Annotated in this window: 35 protein-coding genes and 1 riboswitch; of the genes, 10 read left to right on the top strand and 25 right to left on the bottom strand. The window is 47.3% G+C overall.

What is annotated here, in order from left to right; translation table 11 throughout:
* Positions 1–49: 49 nt before the first annotated feature.
* Positions 50–499 carry an NUDIX hydrolase gene (locus KNP00_RS05110; RefSeq protein WP_215142890.1) on the top strand — a complete coding sequence of 150 codons (450 nt, stop codon included), beginning with the start codon at positions 50–52 and terminating at the stop codon, positions 497–499.
* A 1-nt stretch (position 500) separates the two neighbouring features.
* Here KNP00_RS05110 and KNP00_RS05105 read toward each other — a convergent pair whose 3' ends face one another.
* On the bottom strand, positions 501–1,178 hold the full coding sequence (locus KNP00_RS05105; protein ID WP_215142888.1) for a YjjG family noncanonical pyrimidine nucleotidase: 678 nt from the start codon (positions 1,176–1,178) through the stop codon (positions 501–503).
* Between the two features lie 84 nt (positions 1,179–1,262).
* Positions 1,263–1,622 carry a hypothetical protein gene (locus tag KNP00_RS05100; RefSeq protein ID WP_215142886.1) on the bottom strand — a complete coding sequence of 120 codons (360 nt, stop codon included), beginning with the start codon at positions 1,620–1,622 and terminating at the stop codon, positions 1,263–1,265.
* A gap of 127 nt (positions 1,623–1,749) precedes the next feature.
* On the opposite strand from KNP00_RS05100, the gene KNP00_RS05095 reads away from it, so the two are divergent.
* Positions 1,750–3,207, top strand: a complete 1,458-nt coding sequence (locus KNP00_RS05095) for an aldehyde dehydrogenase family protein (protein ID WP_215142884.1) — start codon at positions 1,750–1,752, stop codon at positions 3,205–3,207.
* A gap of 65 nt (positions 3,208–3,272) precedes the next feature.
* Here KNP00_RS05095 and KNP00_RS05090 read toward each other — a convergent pair whose 3' ends face one another.
* From KNP00_RS05090 to KNP00_RS05070, 5 genes are all read right to left on the bottom strand, one after another.
* The gene (locus KNP00_RS05090; RefSeq protein ID WP_026824899.1) at positions 3,273–3,455 is read right to left on the bottom strand and encodes a DUF6440 family protein; all 183 of its coding nucleotides are present in this window, start codon (positions 3,453–3,455) and stop codon (positions 3,273–3,275) included.
* An 89-nt stretch (positions 3,456–3,544) separates the two neighbouring features.
* Entirely contained in the window at positions 3,545–3,931 is a 387-nt protein-coding gene (locus KNP00_RS05085; protein WP_215142882.1) for a hypothetical protein, read from the bottom strand.
* A gap of 133 nt (positions 3,932–4,064) precedes the next feature.
* Positions 4,065–4,577 (bottom strand): GNAT family N-acetyltransferase, encoded by a 513-nt coding sequence (locus KNP00_RS05080; RefSeq protein WP_215142880.1) that lies wholly within the window; start codon positions 4,575–4,577, stop codon positions 4,065–4,067.
* Between the two features lie 91 nt (positions 4,578–4,668).
* Positions 4,669–4,998 carry a four-helix bundle copper-binding protein gene (locus KNP00_RS05075; protein ID WP_215142878.1) on the bottom strand — a complete coding sequence of 110 codons (330 nt, stop codon included), beginning with the start codon at positions 4,996–4,998 and terminating at the stop codon, positions 4,669–4,671.
* A gap of 77 nt (positions 4,999–5,075) precedes the next feature.
* On the bottom strand, positions 5,076–5,687 hold the full coding sequence (locus KNP00_RS05070) for a protein kinase family protein (RefSeq protein WP_215142876.1): 612 nt from the start codon (positions 5,685–5,687) through the stop codon (positions 5,076–5,078).
* 146 nt (positions 5,688–5,833) lie between these two features.
* Here KNP00_RS05070 and KNP00_RS05065 point away from each other — a divergent pair, with 146 nt between their 5' ends.
* Positions 5,834–6,730, top strand: a complete 897-nt coding sequence (locus KNP00_RS05065; RefSeq protein WP_215142869.1) for an aldo/keto reductase — start codon at positions 5,834–5,836, stop codon at positions 6,728–6,730.
* A gap of 286 nt (positions 6,731–7,016) precedes the next feature.
* Positions 7,017–8,285 (top strand): hypothetical protein, encoded by a 1,269-nt coding sequence (locus KNP00_RS05060; protein WP_215142867.1) that lies wholly within the window; start codon positions 7,017–7,019, stop codon positions 8,283–8,285.
* A gap of 67 nt (positions 8,286–8,352) precedes the next feature.
* On the opposite strand, the gene KNP00_RS05055 is transcribed toward KNP00_RS05060, so the two are convergent.
* The 4 genes from KNP00_RS05055 to KNP00_RS05040 are packed head-to-tail and all read right to left on the bottom strand — an operon-like array spanning position 8,353 to position 10,017.
* The gene (locus KNP00_RS05055) at positions 8,353–8,658 is read right to left on the bottom strand and encodes a hypothetical protein (RefSeq protein ID WP_215142865.1); all 306 of its coding nucleotides are present in this window, start codon (positions 8,656–8,658) and stop codon (positions 8,353–8,355) included.
* Positions 8,659–8,662: 4 nt separating this feature from the next.
* Complete coding sequence (locus tag KNP00_RS05050) at positions 8,663–9,136, bottom strand: GNAT family N-acetyltransferase (protein ID WP_215142862.1); 474 nt, start codon at positions 9,134–9,136, stop codon at positions 8,663–8,665.
* Complete coding sequence (locus KNP00_RS05045) at positions 9,136–9,435, bottom strand: hypothetical protein (protein ID WP_215142860.1); 300 nt, start codon at positions 9,433–9,435, stop codon at positions 9,136–9,138. The genes KNP00_RS05050 and KNP00_RS05045 overlap by 1 nt, the downstream gene beginning before the upstream one ends.
* Before the next feature lie 57 nt (positions 9,436–9,492).
* Positions 9,493–10,017, bottom strand: coding sequence for a GrpB family protein (locus KNP00_RS05040; protein WP_215142858.1), 525 nt, complete (start codon positions 10,015–10,017; stop codon positions 9,493–9,495).
* Positions 10,018–10,168: 151 nt separating this feature from the next.
* On the opposite strand from KNP00_RS05040, the gene KNP00_RS05035 reads away from it, so the two are divergent.
* On the top strand, positions 10,169–10,711 hold the full coding sequence (locus KNP00_RS05035) for a TraR/DksA C4-type zinc finger protein (protein WP_215142856.1): 543 nt from the start codon (positions 10,169–10,171) through the stop codon (positions 10,709–10,711).
* 45 nt (positions 10,712–10,756) lie between these two features.
* Here the strand turns inward: KNP00_RS05035 and KNP00_RS05030 are convergent, their stop codons facing one another.
* The 3 genes from KNP00_RS05030 to KNP00_RS05020 all read right to left on the bottom strand — a co-directional run bounded on the left by KNP00_RS05030 (position 10,757) and on the right by KNP00_RS05020 (position 12,878).
* Entirely contained in the window at positions 10,757–11,740 is a 984-nt protein-coding gene (locus tag KNP00_RS05030; RefSeq protein WP_215142855.1) for a M23 family metallopeptidase, read from the bottom strand.
* A 164-nt stretch (positions 11,741–11,904) separates the two neighbouring features.
* On the bottom strand, positions 11,905–12,090 hold the full coding sequence (locus KNP00_RS05025; protein WP_215142853.1) for a hypothetical protein: 186 nt from the start codon (positions 12,088–12,090) through the stop codon (positions 11,905–11,907).
* Positions 12,090–12,878 carry a GNAT family N-acetyltransferase gene (locus KNP00_RS05020; RefSeq protein WP_215142851.1) on the bottom strand — a complete coding sequence of 263 codons (789 nt, stop codon included), beginning with the start codon at positions 12,876–12,878 and terminating at the stop codon, positions 12,090–12,092. The genes KNP00_RS05025 and KNP00_RS05020 overlap by 1 nt, the downstream gene beginning before the upstream one ends.
* Positions 12,879–12,928: 50 nt before the next feature.
* Here KNP00_RS05020 and KNP00_RS05015 point away from each other — a divergent pair, with 50 nt between their 5' ends.
* Positions 12,929–13,393 carry a GNAT family N-acetyltransferase gene (locus tag KNP00_RS05015; protein ID WP_215142849.1) on the top strand — a complete coding sequence of 155 codons (465 nt, stop codon included), beginning with the start codon at positions 12,929–12,931 and terminating at the stop codon, positions 13,391–13,393.
* Positions 13,394–13,488: 95 nt separating this feature from the next.
* Here the strand turns inward: KNP00_RS05015 and KNP00_RS05010 are convergent, their stop codons facing one another.
* Both KNP00_RS05010 and KNP00_RS05005 read right to left on the bottom strand, forming a co-directional pair.
* The gene (locus tag KNP00_RS05010) at positions 13,489–13,743 is read right to left on the bottom strand and encodes an LD-carboxypeptidase (RefSeq protein WP_240542733.1); all 255 of its coding nucleotides are present in this window, start codon (positions 13,741–13,743) and stop codon (positions 13,489–13,491) included.
* 63 nt (positions 13,744–13,806) lie between these two features.
* Entirely contained in the window at positions 13,807–14,109 is a 303-nt protein-coding gene (locus KNP00_RS05005; protein ID WP_215142847.1) for a hypothetical protein, read from the bottom strand.
* Positions 14,110–14,259: 150 nt separating this feature from the next.
* Here KNP00_RS05005 and KNP00_RS05000 point away from each other — a divergent pair, with 150 nt between their 5' ends.
* The gene (locus tag KNP00_RS05000; RefSeq protein ID WP_215142845.1) at positions 14,260–14,574 is read left to right on the top strand and encodes a hypothetical protein; all 315 of its coding nucleotides are present in this window, start codon (positions 14,260–14,262) and stop codon (positions 14,572–14,574) included.
* Positions 14,575–14,647: 73 nt separating this feature from the next.
* Positions 14,648–15,433, top strand: a complete 786-nt coding sequence (locus KNP00_RS04995) for an SDR family oxidoreductase (protein WP_215142843.1) — start codon at positions 14,648–14,650, stop codon at positions 15,431–15,433.
* A gap of 35 nt (positions 15,434–15,468) precedes the next feature.
* Here KNP00_RS04995 and KNP00_RS04990 read toward each other — a convergent pair whose 3' ends face one another.
* The 9 genes from KNP00_RS04990 to KNP00_RS04950 all read right to left on the bottom strand — a co-directional run bounded on the left by KNP00_RS04990 (position 15,469) and on the right by KNP00_RS04950 (position 23,533).
* The gene (locus KNP00_RS04990) at positions 15,469–16,263 is read right to left on the bottom strand and encodes a GNAT family N-acetyltransferase (RefSeq protein WP_215142841.1); all 795 of its coding nucleotides are present in this window, start codon (positions 16,261–16,263) and stop codon (positions 15,469–15,471) included.
* Positions 16,264–16,316: 53 nt separating this feature from the next.
* On the bottom strand, positions 16,317–17,384 hold the full coding sequence (locus KNP00_RS04985; protein WP_215142839.1) for a saccharopine dehydrogenase family protein: 1,068 nt from the start codon (positions 17,382–17,384) through the stop codon (positions 16,317–16,319).
* Positions 17,385–17,547: 163 nt separating this feature from the next.
* Positions 17,548–18,177, bottom strand: coding sequence for an NADPH-dependent FMN reductase (locus tag KNP00_RS04980; protein ID WP_420828311.1), 630 nt, complete (start codon positions 18,175–18,177; stop codon positions 17,548–17,550).
* The gene (locus KNP00_RS04975; RefSeq protein WP_215142835.1) at positions 18,174–19,166 is read right to left on the bottom strand and encodes a ring-cleaving dioxygenase; all 993 of its coding nucleotides are present in this window, start codon (positions 19,164–19,166) and stop codon (positions 18,174–18,176) included. Before KNP00_RS04975 ends, KNP00_RS04980 begins: the two co-directional genes overlap by 4 nt.
* A 26-nt stretch (positions 19,167–19,192) precedes the next feature.
* Positions 19,193–19,636, bottom strand: a complete 444-nt coding sequence (locus KNP00_RS04970; protein WP_215142833.1) for a MarR family winged helix-turn-helix transcriptional regulator — start codon at positions 19,634–19,636, stop codon at positions 19,193–19,195.
* A gap of 138 nt (positions 19,637–19,774) precedes the next feature.
* The gene (locus KNP00_RS04965) at positions 19,775–20,905 is read right to left on the bottom strand and encodes a tetratricopeptide repeat protein (RefSeq protein WP_215142831.1); all 1,131 of its coding nucleotides are present in this window, start codon (positions 20,903–20,905) and stop codon (positions 19,775–19,777) included.
* A gap of 49 nt (positions 20,906–20,954) precedes the next feature.
* Complete coding sequence (locus tag KNP00_RS04960; RefSeq protein ID WP_215142829.1) at positions 20,955–21,494, bottom strand: ribonuclease FAU-1 family protein; 540 nt, start codon at positions 21,492–21,494, stop codon at positions 20,955–20,957.
* 63 nt (positions 21,495–21,557) lie between these two features.
* The gene (locus tag KNP00_RS04955) at positions 21,558–22,610 is read right to left on the bottom strand and encodes a DUF58 domain-containing protein (RefSeq protein WP_215142828.1); all 1,053 of its coding nucleotides are present in this window, start codon (positions 22,608–22,610) and stop codon (positions 21,558–21,560) included.
* 2 nt (positions 22,611–22,612) lie between these two features.
* The gene (locus KNP00_RS04950; protein ID WP_215142827.1) at positions 22,613–23,533 is read right to left on the bottom strand and encodes an AAA family ATPase; all 921 of its coding nucleotides are present in this window, start codon (positions 23,531–23,533) and stop codon (positions 22,613–22,615) included.
* Positions 23,534–23,626: 93 nt separating this feature from the next.
* On the opposite strand from KNP00_RS04950, the gene KNP00_RS04945 reads away from it, so the two are divergent.
* Both KNP00_RS04945 and KNP00_RS04940 read left to right on the top strand, forming a co-directional pair.
* The gene (locus KNP00_RS04945) at positions 23,627–24,313 is read left to right on the top strand and encodes a hypothetical protein (RefSeq protein ID WP_215142826.1); all 687 of its coding nucleotides are present in this window, start codon (positions 23,627–23,629) and stop codon (positions 24,311–24,313) included.
* 73 nt (positions 24,314–24,386) lie between these two features.
* A complete protein-coding gene (locus KNP00_RS04940) occupies positions 24,387–25,127 on the top strand; it encodes a hypothetical protein (protein ID WP_215142825.1) in 741 nt (246 codons plus the stop codon).
* A 44-nt stretch (positions 25,128–25,171) separates the two neighbouring features.
* Positions 25,172–25,270, top strand: a riboswitch (TPP riboswitch).
* Positions 25,271–25,282: the final 12 nt, after the last annotated feature.

Here is a 25,282-nt window from a genome sequence, read left to right as displayed (position 1 = left end):
CCTCCTTCAGGTATACTAGAATGGATTACAAAGATTGGAAGTGATATAGATGGATCTCGTATTTCCGACAGAACATGGCGTCTTCAATTACCGCGTCGCCGGTATTTTTTTGAAAGACGGTCACGTATTGATTCACCGAAACGTCCGGGATGACTTTTGGGCATTGCCGGGTGGTCGCGTCACGCTCGGTGAGGATGCCGCAACCGCTCTCGCACGCGAGCTACATGAAGAGTTGAACATGCGAGTGACCGATACTTCATTCGCCTTCGTGCACGAGAACTTGTTTACCTACAACGACCAACCGTTTCATGAGATTGGACTGTACTTTTATGTAGACGGTGACCTCCCGTTCCAAGACGGAGAGTTTTACGGCCCTGAAGGAGACCACCTCATCTATCGTTGGCAAAAACTTGAACGTCTACAAGACGTCACGCTCTATCCAAAAGCGCTTGCTCACCTACCGAATCGCTTACCGAGTCATTCCATCAATCTTCCATAACTTAGAGAAGAGATTTCAACTCGTCCAAGCGGCGAATCTCATACGTCGACTCCGTCGTCGCAGCTACTTCATTCGGATTGAACCAACACGTATCCAACCCATACATCCGCCCACCGGCGATATCTGCCGTGACCGAGTCACCGATAATCAAACCTTTCTCTGGTGCCACGTTCGGGATTCGATTGAAGACGTAGTCAAAGAAAGGTCTCATCGGTTTTTGTGAGCCGGTCGCATCCGATACGAATACATCTTGGAAGTACGGCAATAGTCCCGATGACTCTAATCGCTTGAACTGCGTCTCCGTCACACCGTTTGTGACGATGTAAAGAGGATAGTCGTTGCTCAGCGCTTGCACGACCTCCATAGCGCCATCAATCATGTGTACACCTGCATGTAAATAGTCACGATACTGCTGTTCGACATATGATCCATCGACCTTTAGTCCGAGTGAATCGAACAGTTTTGTATGCCGCCCGACGAGCACTTCCTCACGATCCACTTCGCCGCGCTCAAATGCGCGCCATAGGCCGGTGTTGATGTCGACATAGCGCGCCTTCACTTCATCCGTCATCCGCACGTTGTAGAATGCGAGTAACTGCTCTAAGGCGACGTGTTCGCTTTGTTTAAAGTCTAACAGTGTGTCATCAATATCAAATAAAATCGCTTCATAACGTTTCATGTCTCTTTCTAACCCCTCTCTTCGTCTAACTGTACAGGAAGTAGAAACGAACATCAAAAAAGGGAGATATGACGTATCCCCCTTTCAATGTTCATTAGATGACTGGTTTACTTTTTGAGCCCCATGATAAATCAAAATCACGAGTACCCCAATCAATGTCACGACCGACCACGTATGAACAATCCCTATCAGATTCAATGGCTTGAAGAAATATCCCCAATCATTCTCAAACAAATAGGCTAAATAAATCGACAAACCATACGATCCGACCAAAGGAACTAAAACGAAACGTATACGTGTATACTTCAAAGCTTGTTTCGTTACCAACCAGATAACAATCGGTACAATCAAATATCCAAATGGAAAACCCCATATATAATCCATTGCCGCCACAAAAAATGCCCAAGGCACTAAAAGGAAGAAATTTACACAGCAAGTTTTCATCGTTTGCTCCTAAATTTGTTGAATTTAATTGATTCAAGTTTACCAAATCCAATACATTGATATGTTTATTTTTCTAAAACAAGTGAATACTTCTTATGGTGAAGAAAAAACAAAGGAGTGTTCAAATATGCATACAGATTTTACGAACATGTACATCAATGGTGAGTGGGTAAATGGATCAAGTGAAAAGTCGATCGACAACGTCAATCCGTTCTCGAACGAGACGCTCTTCTCGATTCAATCAGCGGATGAAGAGGACTTGAATCGTGCTTATGAAGCAGCGAAAGCGTCTCAGACGGACTGGGCCGACATGCTTCCACAAGCACGCCGTGAATTGATTGAGAAGTTTGCCCAGCTGACGATGGACAACAAAGACTTTATCGTCGACTGGCTCGTGAAAGAGTCCGGTAGTACACGCATCAAGGCAGAGAGTGAGTTCGCCGCATCGATGGCCATCATCAAAGAAGCCGCGACGTTCCCGTTCCGTATGGACGGGCTCATCAAACCATCAATTGTGCCGAATAAAGAGAACCGGGTATATCGCAAACCACTCGGTGTCATCGGCATCATCAGCCCGTGGAACTTCCCGCTCCATTTGGCTGTCCGATCGATTGTGACTGCGCTCGCGACCGGAAATACCGTCGTCGTCAAACCGGCCACAGCGACACCGGTCACAGGTGGGCTTCTTTTCGCATCACTCTTTGAAGAAGCAGGTCTTCCGAAAGGTGTGCTCAATGTCGTCGTCGGACGAGGGTCTGAAATCGGGGACGCAATCGTCGAACATCCGATTCCACGTCTCATCTCGTTCACGGGTTCGACCGAGGTCGGGCAAGGAATTGCGGAGAAGGCGGGTCGTCTGCTGAAGAAGACAGCACTTGAGCTCGGTGGAAATAACGTATTCGTCGTGCTCGATGATGCCGACCTCGACCGCGCCGTCGAATCAGCCGTGTACAGTAAGTTCTTCCACCAAGGACAAATCTGTATGTCGACGAACCGAATTCTCGTCGCCGAATCGATTCATGACGAGTTCGTGGAGCGTTATGTCGAGCGCGTAAAACAGTTGAAAGCGGGTGACCCGAACGAAAAAGATACGCAAGTCGGTCCACTCATCGACCACGACCAAATCGATCGCATCTTAGACCAAATCGAGAAAACGGTCGACGCCGGTGCGACCGTCCATACTGGCGGGACAGCGGACGGCAACGTCCTCGAACCGACCGTCCTCAGTGGTGTCACGAATGACATGCCGCTCGCGAAAAATGAAATCTTCGGTCCAGTCGCGGTCATTCTTTCCTTTAAAGATGACGAAGAAGCTGTCCGTCTCTCGAACGAATTACCGTATGGATTGAGCGGCGCCGTACATGGAACCGTCCACCGTGCGACCAATTTCGCACGAAAAGTCGAGACCGGCATGATTCACGTCAACGACCAATCAGTCAACGATGAACCGCACATGCCGTTCGGGGGCGAGAAAAACTCTGGTCTCGGACGCTTCAACGGTGAATGGGTACTCGAAGAGTTCACGACGCTCCAATGGGTATCCGTCATGCATGAACGTCGAGAGTACAAACCGTTTTTCTCTTAATACGGTCAATACAAAAAACCAGGCTTGTCGGCCTGGTTTTTTGTATGAATTCTTCATTCAATATTTCACGAAGTCGATTGGGGCTTTTCAATCACGACTTTTCCATGTTCATCTAGGAGAGGTGTCATCCCACTCAATCCTAATCCACTAGTCATTATGTAATGAACGCCCGTATAGCGATCCATGACAATCTTAATGATTCCCCCGCTCATATGCTGTTTCGACTTCAATACAAATCGTTGTCCCACGAAGTGCCATCCTCCTCTTTTTTGATTTAGATTCCCTTCGCCATTATCTCATATCCATACAGAATATATACCATTTTTAACCATTCAAATCATTCTAAGAGCTCATTTACATCCTTGATGTTTTCTTCATCAACTTTGAAATATTCGCTACTTTCCATACCTTTTGAAAAAACGACCTCGTTGTTGTCACTTATCCAAAAGTTCACCATCAATTCCATCGTTGATTCAGCTGGATTATTGATGGTCACTACATATTGAGGAAGCCCTTCTGGTCGTTCATTTGTGATTGAACTCATTTCAATCATCGTTTTGAAGTCCTCAATCTTTTCTTCATCCGTCACCTTATTTTCAGAAAAAACAATCGTCTGCTCATCAGTGTAATTTCCAATAACCAGCTCCCGATCTTGTTGGCTACACCCTATTAATACGAATAACGGAACCATACTGAGGAAAGTAATCATTTTTCTCAAAAACATATTCTCCCCCTCCATCCCTCGATTACGCTTACATATTACGACAATCAAAAATTCATAAAAAAGACGAACTAGACCGCATCTCACGCCCTAATTCGTCGGCAGTCTAACTTCATTATATCGTACTTTAGATCCTTCACCCTTCCGTGGGCGCCGCGGGACCTTCTAAATCGAGTTGATAAAAGGATAGATCGAGCCATTTGCCAAACTTATACCCAGCGTTTCGAATCGTACCGGAATGAACGAATCCAACTTTTTCATGAGCACGGATACTCGTCACGTTCGATGCGTCGATCCCACCAATCACCGTCTTCATTCCTCTCACCTTTGCGATACGGATGATTTCTTTTAACAGTTTGTTGCCAATGCCTTTCCCGCGATATCCGGGATGCACATAGACCGAATGCTCGACCGTATAATGATACGCCGGCCAAGGACGAAACGGACCAAACGTCGCAAACCCCATGACCACGTCATCCTCCACCCATACGATGACCGGACAATCTTGCGCGTTCTTCTCCTCATACCATGCGACTCGATTCTCGAGCGTCACCGGTTCATAGTGATAGACGGCTGTACTGTTCACAATTGCATCGTTGTAAATATGTAAAATCATCTGAAGATCGTCTCGTCGACAGTTACGAATCATGCCATTACCCCTTTTCGTTTTTTCCATTATACGAATCCCGCATTCAAAAGACACGAAAAAAGTGACCGGTCCAATCGACCAGTCACTCGTCTTAGGCGGCCAAACGATCACACATCGAAGCACATTCCGTACAGACTCGCGCACATTCTTGGCAATGTGCATGCTTATGTTTCTCGCACTCTTGAGCACACGCTTTGCAGATGATGGCACACGCTCGAGCGAACTCTGGTACAAACGCCGAGTCTCGAGTCATCGCCTCAGCTAGAAACGCACAAGCAGCGGCACATTCCCGGTCGAGTCGGATACAATCGACCATCATCTTGACGTCTTCTTCCTCTAAACAGGATTCTAGGCAATAGTTACACGTCTCCACACATTCGTGGAGAATTTCAAGTTCATTTGCATAGATGCGATGAGCCATATGATCATTCCCCTTTCTTTTTTCATGACGGATACGTTAACCTTGTTCCCTAATTGCCAAAAGAAAAACGACCCGTCTCAAAAATCTGGGTCGTTCACAAACTTTCGATATAAGGAGGCGATTTGATTTAAGAATGCGGCCTTATAACGTTTCGGTATGAAACCGTGACGATAAAGTCGATACATTCGTTTCAAATCTTCCCACTGATGATCGATTTGCTGACCTTGTCTAAATCGTGCCAAATCGATTAAAAAAATTTGTCCGTTCGGTGTTAAAATAATATTTCTCAAATGGACGTCCGATGGGGTCAATCCGAGTAGTCTCGCTTGGCGTAGTGCTTCGTCCACCACACTGATGTAAGTCGAATCAATCCAAATCCCTTCCGTTAGGCACTCGAAGAGCGTCTTGCCTTCGATGTAATCCATGACAAGATACGAGTCACCCGCTTCATAACAAGTCGGAAAATAAGGGAGTCCTTTTAGTTTTTCATAGATGGCCGCCTCTTCGATTGCGATTTGTTCATAACCTGGGAAAAACACTTTGATGACACGGTCCTTTTCTTTTAAACGAAACACGGCCGCACTGCGTCCAATCCCATGTAAATGAAGCTCTGGGTGCATCGCCTTCACCTGAAACGAGTCGCCTACCCGATCGAAAGTGACGTCCGCATATTGATCATAGTTCCTCATCTGTCACGCCTCTCTCCTGTTTCTCTTTATTATCATAGCTTATTCAAGCTCATTTGACGCTAAAATCTGCTCGGATGATTGCCAAGTGACGTTCTTTCCTTAAAGACGTATAATGGATGGCGACTGACAACTAAGGAGGAGTTAATATGCAACGCATCGCTTTAACAGAAGAACTATCATTTTCACGTGTCGTTCACGGAATGTGGCGTCTCGCGGATTGGGATATGACACCGAAAGAACGCCTTACGTTCATCGAGCAATGTCTCGAACTCGGCATCACAACGTTTGACCATGCAGATATTTATGGTGGGTATACGTGTGAGGGTCTATTTGGAGAAGCGCTAAAGTTAAAACCTGAACTCCGCGACCAAATGGAAATTGTCACAAAGACGGGAATCAAGTTAACAGGGTCGTTCAACCCAGACCAAACGCTCAATTATTATGATACGACAAAAGAGCATATCATCGCGCAAGCAGAGCGTTCGTTGAAAGAGCTCGCCATCGACCACATTGATACATTATTGATTCACCGCCCAGACCCGCTCATGAACCCGGATGAAGTGGCCGAGGCTTTCATCACGTTACGTGATAGCGGTAAAGTGCGCGAGTTCGGTGTATCCAACCACGTCCCATCGACACAAAACTTGCTTCAATCACGTCTCCCGTTCCAGCTCGTGACGAATCAACTTGAGCTGTCGCCGATGCAATTGAAGCACTTCGAAGATGGATCGGTTGACCTTTGTCATGAAAAACGGATGCCACTCATGGCTTGGAGCCCACTTGCAGGAGGTCAACTCTTTAAAGATGAACAGTACGCACCGCTTCGTGAAAAGCTTGAGGAGATTCGTGCACGTCACAACGCGAGTGGGATTGACTCGATTGTTTACGCATGGCTCATTAAACACCCAGCAAACATTATGCCAATCATCGGATCAGGGAAAATTGAGCGTGTTCAAACAGGTGTTGACGCACTTCAAATCGACCTGACTCGTGAAGAATGGTTTGAAATTTTGAAGGCAGCACGCGGTCGAGATGTCGATTAAAGGAAACTTCATCAAGTAAATCCCGATGAATTATAAACTGATAATTTAGAAGAAAAATCACCTTTTTTCAAAGTCCTATGATATCAGCGTTTTTTCGCCAAAATTCGACATAGACAAAAAGTTAAAAAGTAAAAATAAGACATATTTGGTTTTACTCCCCGTCCAGTTCAAGTTGGACGGGTTTTTTGATTTTTTTTCGAAATAACACATTAATTTTCCTAATACTAAAGTCACAAAAAAATGGTGCTAGAATAGTGAAAGTGATTCATTGAAGGAGAGTACCAATGTGAAAAAGTACCTGATTTTCAGTACCCTCGCTATCCTGTTTTTTTTATTCGGGTGTGAGGAAGAACGCGCACTCCGACTCCAACCGGCTCCTGAATACTATCAAGGACGTGCCCTGTTACCGAACGGACAACAAGTTGAAATGCCAGAATCCGATCGCGCAGCAATTATTGAACTGTGCCAACCCGACAATGCGGCCCCAACAATTCCAAGTGGAGAAAGACGTTGGCATGGGACAGTCACACTGACCCAACCGTTGACTGCCACCACTACCTCGACCGCTTTCCCGACGGCTACTTTTTTCACTGTCGAAAATAAATCGTACGTACAATGTCAACTCGACTCGATTACGTACGTCACAAAAATCAACGCGATGCCTGAAAGTTTAAATGATTTTCAAGATGTAGCAGATGCTTATCCGGAAGTTGCCAAAATTCGATCGGCCGAGTCGCATGAATATGAGCATTTCGCACAAGAGATGAAACAACCGATAGGTAATGAGCCCTATCCGGAACGAAAAGGAATCGAGCATACCCTCTTTCATCTCACGATGCCGTTCAACGGTGAATTTGAATTGACGTTTACATCAGCAGAAGGCGAAGAACACCTGACCATTCCGATTCATTCATCACGCTCTCCCTACCTGTCGTTTGGGCTCGGGACGGAGAAGTCAGACGACCTTATCGAATACGCGATTTATACGAGCCATGACCAAGATGACTACAAGGAAGTATTACGACCGGGGCAGGCCGACATCTCAAAGATGCTCGGTGCAACGTTGACCGAACAAATCCCCTCTGTTCTTGTACCAGGTCACAGCTATCCGCTTTATAGTTTCACCTTTATGAAAGACGGAGTAGCGCATCGCCAGAACGTTTCACTGACGTATCATCAGCCAAAACTCTTACATGGAGAGGAACTGACTGAGCGAATCTATGAAACGTTGAATGGTAAGCGACATGCTTTGTTCCATGATTTGGCGCTAATCGGGACAGAGTCGAAGGATGCGCCATTTTTACAGCACTTAGCTAAAGAAGAAGTTGACTTTCTCTTCCGTGCAATCGAACGGGCAAATGCGACATCCTATGCCGGGACGCCTGCACCGACTCCCTATTTAACTCTATTCCAAGGAGTATGTGCCCAAACATTTGACGTCAGTTATGACGGAACAGACGTATACGTGACCAATTCGAAGAGCGGATCCCACTTCAAACTATTGAACGAAGATGCGATCCAATGGTACCGTCTATTCGAAGAGGATCGTACCTGAGTCAACTTCATATCTCCAAATCAATAGATGAACAAAGGGAGTTTCTCAAGTCGAGAACTCCCTTTGTTTATGACGAGCGATCCGGTTGTAACACCGTCTGTTGTGTCGGAACGTGACCGATCGGGACGGTCCGTTCTACGAGAACATAACGTTTTCCTTCCACTTCAAATTTGCGGTCTCCTAGATAATGAGCGGCTTTTCCATCTTCGTATAACTTCGTTAAGATCGCAGGTACATATTCTTCTAGCTTCGTATAGTGTTCATCAAGAGTCATGACGATATTGCCACCTTTAAACCCGAGCCAGTGACTATAAAAGAACCACCCTAACGACAGAACTCCGAGAATACCAACTCCAATTGTAAGTAACTCCATGATTTTATTCCTCCAATTTTTTCATAACAATCTGACGTTTTGGGGTGAACCCGATTTCGCCATAAAACGAGGCAGCATCTGTATTGTTCATCCAGTAGTCCAACTCAATCGATTTGAATTGGTGGTCAAGCGCCCATTGCTCTATCCATTCCATCACACGTCGACCGTAACCGTTCCGTTGATACATGGGGTCGATACTGATGTGATGAACATACACCACTCGAACAGCTTGACGAAACGCGTTCGCCTCACCCACTTTCTCTTCGAACCATATGTAACCGATTGGAGTTGCTTCAAGCTGCATCACTATATAGTGATGGCCGGGTCTTCCAATCAGCTCGGAAAAGGCTCCATACATCTTCTCTTCCTCATACTCCGCAAAAAAGGTCGGATTCATATGGACGTGATGCTCATGGATGGAACGATTCAACCGTGCGATGAGACGGGCATCGATCGTAGGGGTAAATGTGATCTCCATCATCCGGTATAGTTTGAATGGTTTCGATCTTCGTTCACACCGTGCGGCTTTTCAGTCCCTCTTAACGTATAGTCATTTGAAGCTCGAGTCCCCTTCCCTTCTAGGCGACGTTGAAGCGGGCGTGCCAACAAGTAACCGATTAAAAGTGAACTAGGTAGAACGAGAAAAAATGAGCCAAATAGTGTCAACATATAGCCTTTGTCCGTGTCATCGGCAATCAAACGAAGAACAAAGAACAGACCGGCGAACGTAAGTGCAGCTAAGGCGTATTCCACACATTTCCCGAGAAATCGTTTCATACGATATCTCCCCCTTCAAGGTTTGATTCATTATACGACGATTTCCATAAAAAGGTTTCACACGCTGTGTTTTTCTTTATACCACTTTGTTGCCAGTCGTTCTGTTTCAATTACCCAGTCATGTTTTCCTTGAATGTATCCTTCCATATCTTTCGGATGTTGCGCCGCAAGTTGCAGTTTCAGCTCACCGTACTCATCTCTTACGTCAGGGAAGCTACGTAAATAATCCCGAAAGGCAAGGTGTCTGACGATATCCGGATTCCCCTCTTCAAACACATGCACGTGAACAGTCCGTTTTTCTTCCCCTTTCCGGAAATAGCGTCGCTTCGGGATACCATACTCACCAAGCCCCCTGTATCCGAGCGCTTCCATCCGCTCTGTGTAGTCATCGATACGCTCGATGTCTCGCACGACCGGCATGAGATCGATGATTGGTTTTGCCGCCAATCCTTCGACCGATGTGCTTCCGATATGGTGGATTGTGACGATTTCCTCTTCGAACAATCGGTTCAACTTGCCGGCTTCCTCTTCAAACTTCTGTTTCCATTTTGGGTTGTATGCGACTACTTCAACTTTCTGCATGATCCATTCCTCCTTAAAAATCATATTCTCTATCGTTATCATACCCTTTCTGCACATCACTCGACATGAGGAATTCCACTTCAAAAGGTTTGTACGTAAATAAAATGGGAAACGTTATATTAATGACTGGAGAACTGGAGAGTGAATCGATATGTTAACCGAAAAACAAATTGAGACGTTTAAACAACGTCTGTTGAAAGAAAAAGCAAAGACAGAAGGATATATGGACCGTCGGGAAGAGACATACGATGAAGGTGAGCTCTCTCATTACGATAACCACCCCGCCGACTCGGGCGAAGAGCTCTTTTTACGAGAACGGGATCAAGCACTAAATGAGCTTGATGAAGAGTTTTTAAGCGATGTCGACAAGGCGCTACTGGCCATTCAGAACGGTACGTACGGAAAATGTGAAGTGTGCGGGAAAGACATCGAACTCGACCGGCTTGAAGTTATCCCAGAAGCCACCCTCTGTATCGAACATGCCCGTGCACAGGAGGAAGAGCACGAACGTGAGCTCGATCGTCCGGTAGAAGAAGATGTATTAAATCCAGATGAGACAGCCCGTCGCAAGGAATTAGACGGGACGGATGAACCTGGGCAAAAAACAGACGCTTTCTCACAAGTCGAAGATTATGGGAGTTCAGACACGATTGCTGATAGCGAAGGCAATCATGACCCGACACGTGAGCAATAAAAAATGCCCTGACCTCATTTTCGGAGGCTCAGGGCATCTGTCTGATTAAAACGTTGATTTAACTGGAGAGGCACCACCGAGACGTTCTGCCACTTTCATCGGATTAATGGCGTTCCCTGCCGAAGTGGCCGAGAAGTTGTAATCGCCTTTGTGAATCTCAAAGTGTAAGTGTGGACCGGATGAATTGCCTGTGTTTCCGAGTTGACCGATCGATTCACCTTGGCGAACCGTTTCGCCTTTTTTCGTATCGACCTTATGCAGATGAGCATAGACCGTCGTCCACTTTTGACCATCTACGTTATGTTCAATTTGAACGTGGTTTCCATAAGGGCCGCTCGAACCGACTTTTGTGACTTTTCCAGATTCTGCGGCATATATCGGGGTTCCCGTTTTGGCGGCGATATCGATCCCGTTATGAAACGTATAGCCAAATTGTCCGCTCGCCGGACCGAATCCTTGAGAGAGGCGTCCTTCCGCTGGCATCAAGAACCGAGCGGGCGCCATCGCTTCATATTGTTTCTTCAAATCACTTAATTGATTCGCTTGCTTCTGGTATTGTTTCGATTTTTCGTCATGTGACCTCTTGACGTCTTGACGTGTCGATTCGATTTGCTCCTGCTCTTCTTTCAACTGCTTCAACGTATCGTTTTCTTGTTTTTTCTTTTCGACGAGCTCTTGATGGGCTTCCTCTGCCTCAGCGGCTTCTGCCTTCGCACTCGGTAAGACAGAAGAAACGACTCTCGCCAAGAATGACTGTTCTGTCGGAACGAGTTCGTTTTCCATTTCTTCTAACTTTTTCGAAATATCTTCTACTTTTTCTCGTAATACTTCTGCCCGGCGATCGATTTGTCCTAACTTTGTCTCAATGGCATGAATAGATTGTTTCGTATCCTTCACACGTTGCTTCGTTTGTTCTAATGACTGTTCCGTATGAACGAGGTCTTGCGGGGACATGTTGTCAGCGGATGCAGTCTGTCCTTGGAACAAAAGAACACCGACACCTGCTGTCATGATGAGTTGTTTCCACATATATATAATAAACCCTCCAAATTGATACATTCATAAAATGATAAAAAAGCTACATGTGCGAATATACCATCGGGGGTTAAACATTTCAATATATGAAGTTTTTCATTTTCGTGTCATAGATGACAGAATGATGTGAAACTCATAACGACCACTTCATAATCATTTCACTCACTTTTTTTCGCATAATATCTTGTAAGGACAATCAATACGATGGAAAGGATGGTGATGCCAACGCCACTAAACACGAAAAATTGCGACATCTGTTGTGAGATGTTCGTCGTCAACGCAATCAAAGTTAACGTATTCCCACCAATCAATCCAATGATGCAAATTACCAATAGTCGCTTCATCATTCGTTCTTTACCATTTCAAACTGCGAAATCTCGTCTCGAACAAACTCTAATCTTCTTGCCGCTTCAATCCATTCAGGACGATCCGACGTCAACGTGATATGAAGTGGCGATTGACTCGCAGCCGCCCGCAACAACCATTCAGCCTCTTCTTCATGTCCAAAGACATCAAGCAATACATGATTCCGGTATAACAAGAATCCTTCTTTTTTGTCTTCTACTACTTTCACAAGTTTTGTTTCCTGTTGGGTCACGCGCACATCGCATTGCCAAATCGGGACGTGCTGTGCCGTCGGATATAATCGGTCAAACAATGTTTGAATTGGTTCAGAAGTCGTGTGAGCGGTCGTTTCAAGTGGTACCGATTGAAAGTAATAGATTTCACGAGTCGTCTTATATCCAAGCTGATGATAAAGCGACAATGCCGCATCATTCCCTTGAATCACTTCGAGCAAACGAGTCCCTTTCGCGTCCTTTTCAAATCGTTTCATCAATTCGGTCGCAACGCCTAACTTTCGAACGTGCGGGGCGACAGCGAGCCCACCACAACGCGTCTGCCATCCCGAATCGAGATGTGCAATCCCACTCAATACGACGCCGACCGGCTCTCCTCCATCATAAGCGACGATTGAACGAGACGGCTGATTTTGGTCTCGCACGAGAAAAACGTCTTCAAACGCCTGCTCATCAAATTGAAACGGAATGATATAATCAGAAAAACCGGTCATAAACGCGCGATATAAATCTTGCATAGGCGGGTTTTGCCGATATGTAAGTACTGTAGACATGCAACCCCTCTTTTCTGGATGAAATAAATCTTGCTCGAAGGAGACTTCTAATGGAAATCACGCTAGAGTATCGAAATGACACGCATCAATCGATTCTTGATACATTCACACTACCAACGGACCAAGAAAAATATACGACCCTTCCAAAAGACATGGATGACCCATTGCCTGATGGCGTTCATCCGATTGTTGTCGTCGAACAGAAGCCAGTCGGGATGTTTTTACTACATGACAACGAGCGCGTTGCTTCCTACACGACCGAGTCCAATGCCTTGCTCTTCTCCGCTTTCGCCATCAATTATACGGATCAAGGCAAAGGCTATGCTAAAGCAGCACTACAAGAACTTCCGATGTTCGTAAAGCAGCATTTCCCTCACATTCGTGAAGTCGTTCTATCGGTCAATCTAAAAAATGAAGCCGCTTTTTCACTCTACACGAGAAGCGGATGGGTCGATACCGGACGCCGAATCGGCGGACCGATCGGCGAGCAGCGAATTCTCTCTTTATCGATTTGACGCATCGATTCGTGCCAACCCCTCACATATATGTTGCCAATACGTCAGACGATGTGGAACTAAATCGGTTTGCGTGATTTGAACGAGATGATTTTTCATGAGTGAGCGTCCCTCAATCGTACACCTGCGTCCTTCTGTGAGCGCATCAGTTCGTCCGCTCGATTCCGAATCGAGGATGACCGATATCCTTCTGTTTTATATGTACATATGCCCTCTTTTACCTTGAATCCCATCCGCTTGAGCTGTTCAACCGCACCTTGGTAACGCCCCTCAAACTGAACAGGTGCCGGAAAAGAAGGCGTAATGATTCCTATCGTATCCCCAATCTGCAAGTTTGGCGGTTTAATCATGACCCCCACTCCCTCGCAACATCGTTATGACCGCATTATACCGTAGGAGCGGCGAATCATGATTCAAAATAAATCAGGGTCTTCCGATAACGTTCTCACTTTTCGAACTTTGGCCGGGCGTCCTGTCCATCCGAGTGTCACGAAGAAAAATGCACCTGCGAGTACACCGAATAAAGCGGTCAGTCCTACTTGAATCCCAATAAATCCATACTGTTCTCCGAGTTTCACAAGAAAGAATGGTGCGAACAGACAAGTCATAATAAGTGAATAAAGGCCTCCCCATACCCGTCGCTTCGCATTACCGATTGTAAACCATCCAAACACGATCCAGACACAAGCAACCATTCCTAATGCTACGACCATCATCCACATATGCCTGCACCTCACCTTTTCGTTTTTCTTTCTATTCCCCATTTTTCTTTTGATTCCTACTATTTTTTCAAGTAATGAGAGAATTTCCGGGTAAAGGTAAATTAGATAAGATGCGAAACGGGACGACAAAGGAGTGAGGTAGACATGAGTTCACGTTTGACTTTTGCCCTAGTCTTTCTCGGTCTTTTTTTAGTCGTCGTTTATTGGATGAGCACGTGGAATGACAATATCGTCGAAGGACAGATTGTACGGGTCGATGTTCCTCAACTATTGATTGAATCCACCGAATCTTCAAGAGAAGTCAACATGCGCGTCATTTTAATCAATGACCAAACCGAGGTGAGGGGCATCGTCAATAGCGTACAAGGCTTACAGAGCGGACAACTAGTGAAAGTTGAAGTCGTTCCGACCGATTCAAACTTGAACATTGCCCGCACCATCGAGGTCACCGCTCCATGATTTTTTGAAATGAAGCGTAACTTTCCCAGAACTGTGGAATATGAGAACAGAATCATAAAAAGGAGTGGTTGGATTGATTTCAAATAAATTACTATCTGGAAAAGTAGCACTTGTGACAGGGGCAGCGTCCGGAATTGGACGTGCAGCTGTCATTCGCTTCATTCAAGCGGGTGCCAAAGTTGCTATTCTCGACTTAAATGAAGAAGATACGATGCGTCTCGCCAGCCTTGTCGGAGAAGAGCGTGCAATCGGGATCAGTGTCGACGTGTCGGATGAATCTGCGATGAAAAGGGCGTATGAGCTCACCATCGAACGATTTGGGCAAATCGATATCGTGTTTGCGAACGCCGGACAGAATGGGACCATCACGCCGATTGAACATCTATCATTGGAGGATTGGAATGGTGTCGTAGATACGAACCTCACGGGGACCTTTTTGACCGTCAAACATGCGATCCCTTATTTGAAAGAGGACGGTGGCAGTATTATCATCACTTCCTCCATCAACGGCAATCGTTACTTTAAAAACTTCGGTTTTAGTGGTTATGCGACAACAAAGGCAGGACAGACCGGATTCGCGAAAATGGCAGCCGCCGAACTCGCTCAATTTGGAATTCGCGTGAACTCCATTTGTCCAGGGGCCATCGATACAAATATCGATGACTCAACCAATCGGGACGATGCACTACTCGAAGAGGTCGTCATTCCAATTGAATATCCGTTCGGGAATCAACCGCTTGCCGGAAAGTCGGGATCCGCGAAACAGGTCGCTGACGTTGTCTTGTTCTTTGCGAGCAACATGTCGAGCCATGTCACCGGCTCTGAAGTGTACGTCGATGGGGCTGAGTCGCTCTTGTAATCAAAAAGCAGGTCACCTCACCCGAGGCGACCTGCTTATTTAAGAATCGGACTCTTCATGACCGCTTTTTGATAGAACGGATGAAAGCCGAGCCGTTCCATGTTGCGTCCAGATGCCGAATCCACTTTCGTTGTTACCGTCAGGATGTCGCAACCAAGCGCTTTCGCCTCAGCGATTCGTTCCACAATGAGCTGTGTCTGGTATCCTTTTTGCCGGTAGGACGGCACCGTGCTTGTTAAAAACAATTCTCCTATGCCGTCTTGAATCGCTAAAATTCCGCCCGCTACGACAGTGTCTTCTTCTCGGACGAGATAGGCGTGATTGCTCGGCAAGGCATAAAAACCTTTGGCCGTATCGACCGTCTCTTGAAGGAGCGTGCCTGACTCAGAAAAGCCGGATGCGATTGCGTACGCCCATTCATCAAGTGTCTCGTCCTTCACTCTCTCGACCTGGGTCGACATAGAAACGGATGAGTGTTGTGTCAAATCTAGCGTCCACACATCCAAAAAATGATCGAGCGTATAGTTACGTTCCTGCAATAAGCGAAGCAAGGAGTCATCCGCTAACGGACAGACCTCGATATGTAGACGGGACACGTTTCTCCCGCGCACCCATTTTTCCATTTGGTGCAAGTCGTAAAAGCTTGTCGGTCGACTCAAACCGAACCCGACCGCAAAACTCATATTGCCCATCTTGAACACATGCCCTTTTCCTTCCACATGTAATTCCGCACCTTCGTAGGGAGGGGCTTGTTTACGATGTCGAATGTAAGCAGACGTCCCCTCTGCTTTGATCCCTTCGATACGCCTTGCCAATTCCAAACGTTTCACGCTGTTCCCTCCCTTGTTTTTCATGTTGAGTGTAGCATATCGGCGTTCATTTTTTATGGACGAATCTCATCAATCACGAACGAAGAGGAACCTTGTATCTCTTCGATAAAGTGTGATCCGAATAGCATGGCTGGTGTAAAACTTCCGGCAAGCATCCCGCCTGAACCGAGCAATCGCTTGACGACGGCGAGTGCCCCGTACACGGTGAAGGCATACGTACTTGCCGTTTGAATGCGGACGACAACTTTTCGCCCTTCCTCATTCATTGCTTCGCCCCATACGTACGTCGATGATTTTTCACGTATAGCCGCATCTGGCCCCGATACGTTTTCGTCGACATAGCGGAGCAGTCGCTCCTGCACTGCACCTTTTCCAAGAATCGGGCTAAGCCATGACAACGTACGTGAAGCATAGGCCACCGCTGTCGGCACCGGTACCCACGTCGTAATATTCGGAATGTCCGTTGTATAGTAGGCGGTCGAGACGTCTCCCCACGGAATCGCGATTGCCATGTGACGTCCACGTCCGAAGTCAATCGTTCTTCGTTTCGCTCCAATCGGAAATGGTGATAACTTCCCGTTCACACGTTCCATACTACTCGACCCGAGTCCTCGGATGGCCGTTTTCAACGTTCCAGGAGAAATACCACCTGCCGCCGAAAAGCCGAGCGCGAGTGTTGTCGCATCCGGTAACAACTCCTTTAGCTTTCTTGCGACACAATCGGTCGGGATGACGTCAAATCCGACGCCCGAACATAAAATTACACCACGTTCCTTCGCATGAGCCGACCGCTGTTTAGAATGAACATATTCGAACACGTCGATTTCCCCGGTAATATCCAAGTAATGTGTCCCTGTCTCTAAACATGCCTCAATCATCACTTGACTGGTGTCTGTGAACGGACCTGCACAATGGAGCACTAAGTCTACATCATGAAGCGCCTCGATTGCGGCTTCACGGCTTAATGCGAAAGTTGATGTCTCGCAACCCAGTTCATCTCCAAGTCGATGAATCTCACGACCGTTCCTTCCCGCAAGAATCGGACGTAATCCGTCATTGACCGCCTGACGGGCAATCAATTCACCTGTATAGCCATTCGCCCCATAAATCATCCATCTCATCTAAAACCCTCCCTATTTCAGTTTGTTTATGTATAGTTCCCTTATAACGCACAATCTAGTTATGTCTCTTACAGCAACTATCCCTTTTCTTCTTTCCACTCTAGCGTACTCCACTTGAAAACGCACAAAAACCAGCCTAAATTGAGGCTGGCTTCACGATTTGTTAATTGTTTGCAACTTCTCCGGCTTTCGTACGGACCGATTGCATCGCTTCCGTCCATGGAAGGAGTTGGTCGAGCATATCGTTGACCGATTGTGCCTGCACATCTTTTGGAGCGAAATTTGTTCCGTTCTCGAAGTCCGTGAAGAGTGAGAGGGCAGGATGGACACGGACGTGGGCGATTGACAATTCGCTCAAGATGCCCCGTAGATGTTCTGTAGCTCGCGCCCCACCGACTGAACCGTATGAGACGATTCCGGCTGCTTTGTTGTTCCATTCGACACGTAAGTAGTCGAGTGCGTTTTTAAGAGATGCTGCGATGGAATGGTTGTATTCTTGAACGATGAAGATGAAACCGTCCATTTGCGCAATTTTCTCCGACCATGCCGCTGCGCCTGATGCGTCTTGTCCCGACTCACCGAGGAGCGGTAAGTTGTAGTCTGCGATGTCGATCACTTCATAGTTGGCATCGCCACGTTTGTCGGCAAGTTCTTTCACCCATTCCCCGACTTGTGGACTGACACGACCTTCACGAGTTGATCCGAGTACGATTCCGATGTTTAACATAGTAGTTCCTCCTTGGTTATGTTGTGATGCAGCTGATTTTCCAAACAAACGATTCAAGAAACTCATTTCATGCCCTCATATTCTTTTTCAAATGTTTTCGTGCTTCTGACCGTATCGATCGGTCGTACCATCGCCTCGATTTGCGAACGTTTCGGTTCGAGGAACGGCGGGAGTGACAACTTCTCACCGACCGTCTCGTACGGCTCGTCTCCCATGAATCCAGGTCCATCTGTCGCCCACTCGAACAAGATTTGCGGCGCGACACGCGCATAAGACGATTCAAAGAAGAAGCGGTCGACATAGCCAGAAGTCGGCAAACCGAACTGCTCGAGACGTGCTGTCCATTCATCGAGGACACTACGGTCTTCGACACGAAATGCGACATGGTGCACGGTACCGAATCCTTGACGCGCTTGCGGAGATGTCTCGTCGTGAATGACGATCACTTGCGCTCCGTTTCCACCTTCACCTCCTTCAAAGAGATACACATCGCCTGCTCGCCCGATCTCTTTGAATAACATTACCTGCTCCATCACTTGTTTGAAATATGTGATGTCAGCGATGCGAATAAAGATGGGACCGAGTCCCGTGATTGCATACTCAAGCGGGATTGGACCGTCCTTCCACGGCTCGCCTGATGCGATCCCTTCATTGAACTCATCTGAGATGAGTTGATACGCCTGCTCATCAAAGTCGATGAACGAGAGCGTCTTCTTCCCGAACTGTTCTTGAATTCCTTCATGCTCGACACCGAGACGGTCGAAGCGACGCACCCAATATGTCAACGCTTCGTCAGTCGGGACGCGGAACGACGTTTTCGCGATTTCATTCGTCCCATGCTTGCCTTTCGGGATGCCTGGGAAGTCGAAGAACGTCATGTCTGTCCCCGCATTCCCTTTATCGTCCGCAAAGAATAAGTGATATGTTTGAATGTCGTCCTGATTGACTGTTTTTTTCACCAAACGCATGCCTAACACGTGAGTGAAGAAATCATAATTTTTTTCGGCACTGCTCGTGATTGCTGTGACGTGGTGGATTCCTTTAACGTGGTTCATCATTCTCTCTCCTTTATATCTTGATTTCAAGATACATGATTAAAATTTTTTGCGGCTTCTGCCCGCTTCCCAATTTGTTTCAACTGTTCTATCGTTTCGTTTAAGTGCATTCCTTCAAACAACGCGTCCATATGCGCCGTATGCTTAGGGAAAATGTCTTGCATCAAACGTTCTCCGTCATCTGTCAGCGCGGCGTATGTGATGCGTCGATCGCTCGGACAAGCCTTACGGACGAGATACCCCTTCTCTTCTAACCGATTCACGACGTACGTCATGCTCCCGCTCGAGAGAAGGATTTTCTTTCCGATGACTTGAATCGGTTGATCCCCTTTATGGTATAAAAACTCGAGTACGGCAAATTCGGTCGCGTTTAATCTGTACGACGCTACTTCCTGCTTCACCAGGTCCTGTAGCGACTGAGAGGCGCGTAACAGCACGGTAATCGTTTTCAATGCATCAGACGGTTCCATCTGTCTCCCTCCTTTGTTCAAGAGAGTGATTGACTTCAAATTAATATCTTTAATTCAAGATAAATGTAACATGCACTCATTAGTCCGTCAATTGATTTGATTCAAAAAAATGAGACGGGTCGCCCGCCTCATTTTCATTCAACCATACGTCTCATTTAGATTTCGGGCATAAAACGCGATGGCACGGCGGTACCGCGCGATGCTCTCGTCCGGTTTCGGGCTAGCGAGTAACTCGAGTAACGCACCGGTCGCCTCTTCATGGCGACCGACGTTATAATGGGTCATCGCTTGAAATACCTTGAGCGCCCCGTGATTCGGGAATTGCTCGATTGCCTCTTCAAATAACTGTTCCGCTTCCGCGTATCGACCGAGTGCCCGATACGTACTGCCGAGTCCGAGATATGATTCCGCCAACTCTTCCCCGGTCAACCCGAGTCGGATGGCCCGTTCATAATGCGGGACGGCTTGTCTCTCTTCCCCGAGCGAGTCATAGCACCATGCACAGTATGCATGAAGTCTCGGATTCTTCTCATCCTTCCGTAAGAGCGACAAGAACAGTTGCTTCGCCTGCTCGAGTTGTCCCTCCTCGCGTAGACGGACGGCTCGATTAAACTCATTTTCTTCTGGCACGTCGGTCCCCTCCTGTGCGAAATCTTGGTCTAACCACGTTTTTAGTGTTTCGTAATACTTGCCGATATGCACCCCATCGACGAGTGCGTGATGGGCTTGGACGGATAATGGCATGACCAGACGCTCGCCTTGACGTTCAAACTTGCCCCAGGCGATGCGCGGCACGCTGTCATGTTGTTGCTGATGCGTCGGATGCATGATGCTCGTGAATGTGACCCACGGGACACTAGTGATATACAGTAAGTCGTCGGGCTCTTCATCCCCGACCACGACTTCGTCAGCGGCTTGTTCCATTCGCTTCGTCACTTCCTGTAAGAACGTCGGTAAATCTTCATCGAACGTGGCCGAACAAAAATTGAAAACATCCTCGTCTAACATGACCGTGAACGATGGGTGGACCACTTCATGTTCGACGACCTCTTCTCCACGGATCCGATAGCGCAATTCCGGAATCGCGTTCGCCGCTCTCATCGCACCATATAAAAAAAGTTTGAAGAACGATTGATTGCTCGCCTTGGCATATGTATATAAATTCGTGACATCTACGTTTGCCGTCACGTTGAAATGTGGACTATCAAACGCTTTGAAAAACTCGAAGTGCTTACGTCGTGCCCACGTCTCGATTTCAATTTTTCTCATAAAAACTCCCCCTCCTACGCTCTTACTGTAGCAGAGAGAGTTTGTTCGCTCATAGCATTTGTTTCAACTGTTCGTAATGTTCTTTTGCCAAATCAAAGTAGATGAAGTCTCCACGTTCGATTCGTTCGAGCGTCGCTTCGAACTCACGCCATCCCCGCTCGACTTGTTCAGGTGTCAACTCCCCGCTTTCGGCCGCCGCCTCGAACTCATCCTCATCCTTTTTGACGATATCCCCGTTCGGAAACACGAGAATATCGAGCAACAAGTCATCCATATATGGAATCCCCTCTTCTTCGCCGATTCGGTCGACGAGGTCGATATACCATTGCACGATTTCGCCTCCTGGATTGATCATAACCGTCACGCCGAACGGTTCATTGTCCGGGAAATATTGGAGCCAGCCAAAACCGGCATCTGCCACGATGAATTCTTCGCCGTTATGCATTTTATATTGAGGTGCTCTCACCTCATCGATTTGGAACAAGGCGACCACTCCGGAAAATTGTTCCGTCTGAACACGAACTTGTGCATAACGATTTTTTATAATCCGTTCCCAGTCTCGTCGATTCGCATACTTCCGCTTTGGCATATGAATCTCTCCCTTCGGTCATCCCTGTATGATACAGTTCGCCAGAAGAAGAAAAGTTCCTTGTTAGTCATACAGGTTATGCTGATTGAACCAGACGAGGTGGCTTTGCTTCAAGCGTTTCCGTTCGACCATACGGACGAACGCGTCTGTCGAGATGAAACGGTTCCCGGGGTGGAGGTCGGCTAGCATCAAGAGGATGAGGCGTGAACCTCGTTCTCCCTCTTGAAGAGAGATATGTTCCATCTTCCCTTCCCCGTTGAAGCGGTTGATGAACAGCTCGACTTTACACTCTTCTTTTAAGAGTCGGGTCGTCACATATGCGACTTGGCTGATGATCGACTCGAAGTCGTGATGTAACGTGTAGCCGGACGGCCCACTCAAATCGACTGCGAACGTGAACGTATCGAGTGACGTCTTTTGAAAGACTTTCGACTGGACTCGTCCAAGTTTCGCCGTGGCGACCCAGTCGATCTCTTTGACCGGTTCTCTTTCATAAGGCTTCGACCCCAGAACCTGCAATGGATTCCGAAGTGGTGATGCGGTCAAAGGACGGTCACCGAGTGCCAAGCGTTTCGTGCCGACTGGAGGATGTAACGAGAGTGACGGTAAAACCGTCCATCGCTTGTCGATGGGACACTCGAGTAAGTACGTCCCGAGATGAAACGGGAGCGTCACAGCAAGTACGCATTCTTCGATGTAGGCAGGGCCTCGGAATTCAGCCTGAACGCGGAGCGAGTGACGAGCCTGATCTGTCCGTAACGTCAAATCCAAACTATTTGGGGACCGGTCGTGGGCTGGAAAGCTGAGCGCTGTATTGGATTTCATCCGAACACGAACCGGAAGCCCGAGTCGTTCGACGACTTCACTTCCATCTAAAATCAGTTGCACCTCCGTCTCATCCCCAACGAAGAGAAGAGATTCGTGTGTATGTATATGAAGCCGAAGAGCTTGTTCCAACTGTTTTCGTGTCCGTTCAAAGAACCAAACGATGCCCGCAAGTAAACAAAGCGCATACCCGACAATCTCCATGTACGGAACGAATACGAGAATCACCCCGGCGAATCCGTAGACTGAGATCCATTGTTTTTGCAGGGCGTTATGTGTCGAGAACGTCATTGTCAACCCTCGACCGGCACAGAGACGGTGTCTAAGATGTAACGAATGATGTCCTGTTTCGTCGATTTGATGCCTCCTTCAAGCGTCAACGTCAGACGATGGGCCAATACATAAGGTGCTACGGCTTTCACATCTTCCGGAATGACGTACAATCGGTTGTTCAGATAGGCATAACTTTGGGACGCTCGCATGAGCGCGATGGCTCCGCGTGGACTGACGCCGACCTCGACAGATTGATGTTCTCGTGTCGCATGGACGAGCCCGAGTAAGTAATCGAGGACATCATCTTGAATCGATACTTGCTTCACTTCCTCCTGGGCACGGCGTAACTCGTCTAACGTCGCGACCGCCTCCACCGTTTTCCGTGTTTGGCGCATGGCTTGTAAGAGGAGCTCCCGCTCTTCAGCGACATCAGGGTAACCGACCGGAATCGAAATGAGGAAGCGGTCGAGCTGGGCATCCGGTAACGGGAAGGTCCCTGCCGATTCGATCGGGTTTTGCGTCGCGATGACGAAAAATGGTTTCGGCATCGGATATGTCTCTCCCCCGATGGAAACTTGTCGTTCTTCCATCGCCTCTAGCAAGGCGGACTGCGTTCGTGGAACCGCTCGGTTAATTTCATCAATCAAGACGATGTTCGCAAAGATTGGTCCTTGGCGATGATCGAACGTCTGCGTCTTCATGTTGAAATAGTCTGCGCCAATCACATCAGACGGTAACAAGTCGGCCGTGAACTGAATCCGAGAAAACGCGCCGTCGAAGCTAGCTGCAATCGTTTTGGCCAGTAACGTTTTTCCGGTACCCGGTACATCTTCTAATAGAATATGTCCTTCCGCGAGTAACGCCGTACAACAGAGACGCACGACATCCTCTTTTCCTAAATACACCTCGTTCAACTGTTTGATGACCTGTTCCATGCCCATAAGATGACCTCCATTTTTTGTCTTAATCAAACTTTACCTTTTTATGGTAAGATAAACAACAAATAGTCTGAAAATTCAAAAGGAGGTACCTTCTTGCGCTGGACGAACAAGTTTTTTCTCATGATTGCCGCCACACTCCTCGTCACCTTTACGATGATGATGATCACGACGAGTGTATTCGAACGGCTCTACAACCCGAAAACGATCCCTGTCGAGGAAAGTAATAGTCCTCCGACTGATCTCCTATCGGATGAGGATGGAATATTATTAAGTGAGGAAGAAGCGAATTTCCCATTTAAACCTGACCCACAAAAAGGAAAAATAAAACCTCTCGAGAGATTGACAAGCTCTGGAGAATCAACACGACGAAATCTCGGGTTATTGGTCGCTTTGATTGCGATCGGTTGTCTGTCCTTTTATATTTATCGAAAACGGAAGCGGCGTTTGGCGCGCACACGAAGCATCGATTCAAGCACAGGCTTGTTCCAACAAGATGTGCAGAACAATCACGCTTCGTCCGTTTCGACGCTCACGGCGTTCACGAACGTCCCGATTCGCGATGCACTGATCACATTCAATCAATCTCTCGTACCAGCCAAGCGATTGCGTGCTCATGAGACACTGCAAGAGTGGTTCCAACGCATCGATTTACCGATGAACCCGTCCGTGTATCATGCGGTTCGATACGGCACCTCCTCAGGTGTGACGATTTCTGAAGAGGATGCCATTCATTTCAAGAGCACTCTTGATGAGTATGTCACATGTCCTCAGCCTGAGTGAGAATGTGCACAGGTTCTACTAACTTATCACAAGTGATAAAATGGTGAAAAATGGGATTTAAGGGGATGGAAACATGAGACGATGGGCGATGATTGGATTAAGTGCACTTTTACTCACAGGTTGTACGGATACGGTGGCAGACAATCCGATTCCAATCGAATCACCGAATGAACCCATAACAGAATGGACACGTGAGGACTTTAAAGACGTCTATGACCAATATGAACAAACGAAACCGCTCCTTACTGCCCTTGAACAACAAGGAATCAAACCGTTTCGGGAGACGTTCGAACGCGTCATCATCGCCGGGAACGGACTCGAGCATACATATGCGGATATTTACCCATTCAAGCTCGATGATGGTACGTATGCTACCATTTTCGACGGTCAGGACGGAACAGTGATCAATGCCTCCGAATCGGTCGCTCCGCTATTTTGGCAAGAGGAATCTTTCCTTCAATATGTCGAAGAGATTGAAAATCGGAAATTCGGTACGAGTGCCCCACCTACCGATGTCGTCCTCACGCAGGATGAATTCCAAACAGTCTATGACCATCATGCCTACACGTCAGCTCTCCTCGTCGAACTCGATGAAGCGGGCGTCGATCTCGCACGAGAGCCAATCGATGACGTGATCATTGCCGGGAACGGCGTGACCGAAGTCACTGCCGACTTGTTCGTATTCGATGTCGAGAGCGGGTATGCCATCGTATATGATCAGGACGGAGAAATTTTAAAAGGTCCCGAATCCATCTCACCGCTCTTTTGGAACGAGAAGGACTATGAGGACCTGTTAGCCAAGAATGAGGGATAATTCCGCCCCCTTTCCAATTTTAGCTATGCTATACTCAAATCAATAACGACCACTAGGGGAGCCTTCGGGCTGAGACGGCATGTGCCGGACCCTTTGAACCTGATCTGGCTCATACCAGCGTAGGGAAGTGGCTTGGGATACGTCTCTGTATGTCC

It is taken from the genome of Exiguobacterium qingdaonense (assembly GCF_018617855.1).
Classification (GTDB): domain Bacteria; phylum Bacillota; class Bacilli; order Exiguobacteriales; family Exiguobacteriaceae; genus Exiguobacterium; species Exiguobacterium qingdaonense.
Note: the sequence above shows the minus strand (reverse complement) of the source record. Positions and strands in the feature narration are given on the sequence as shown.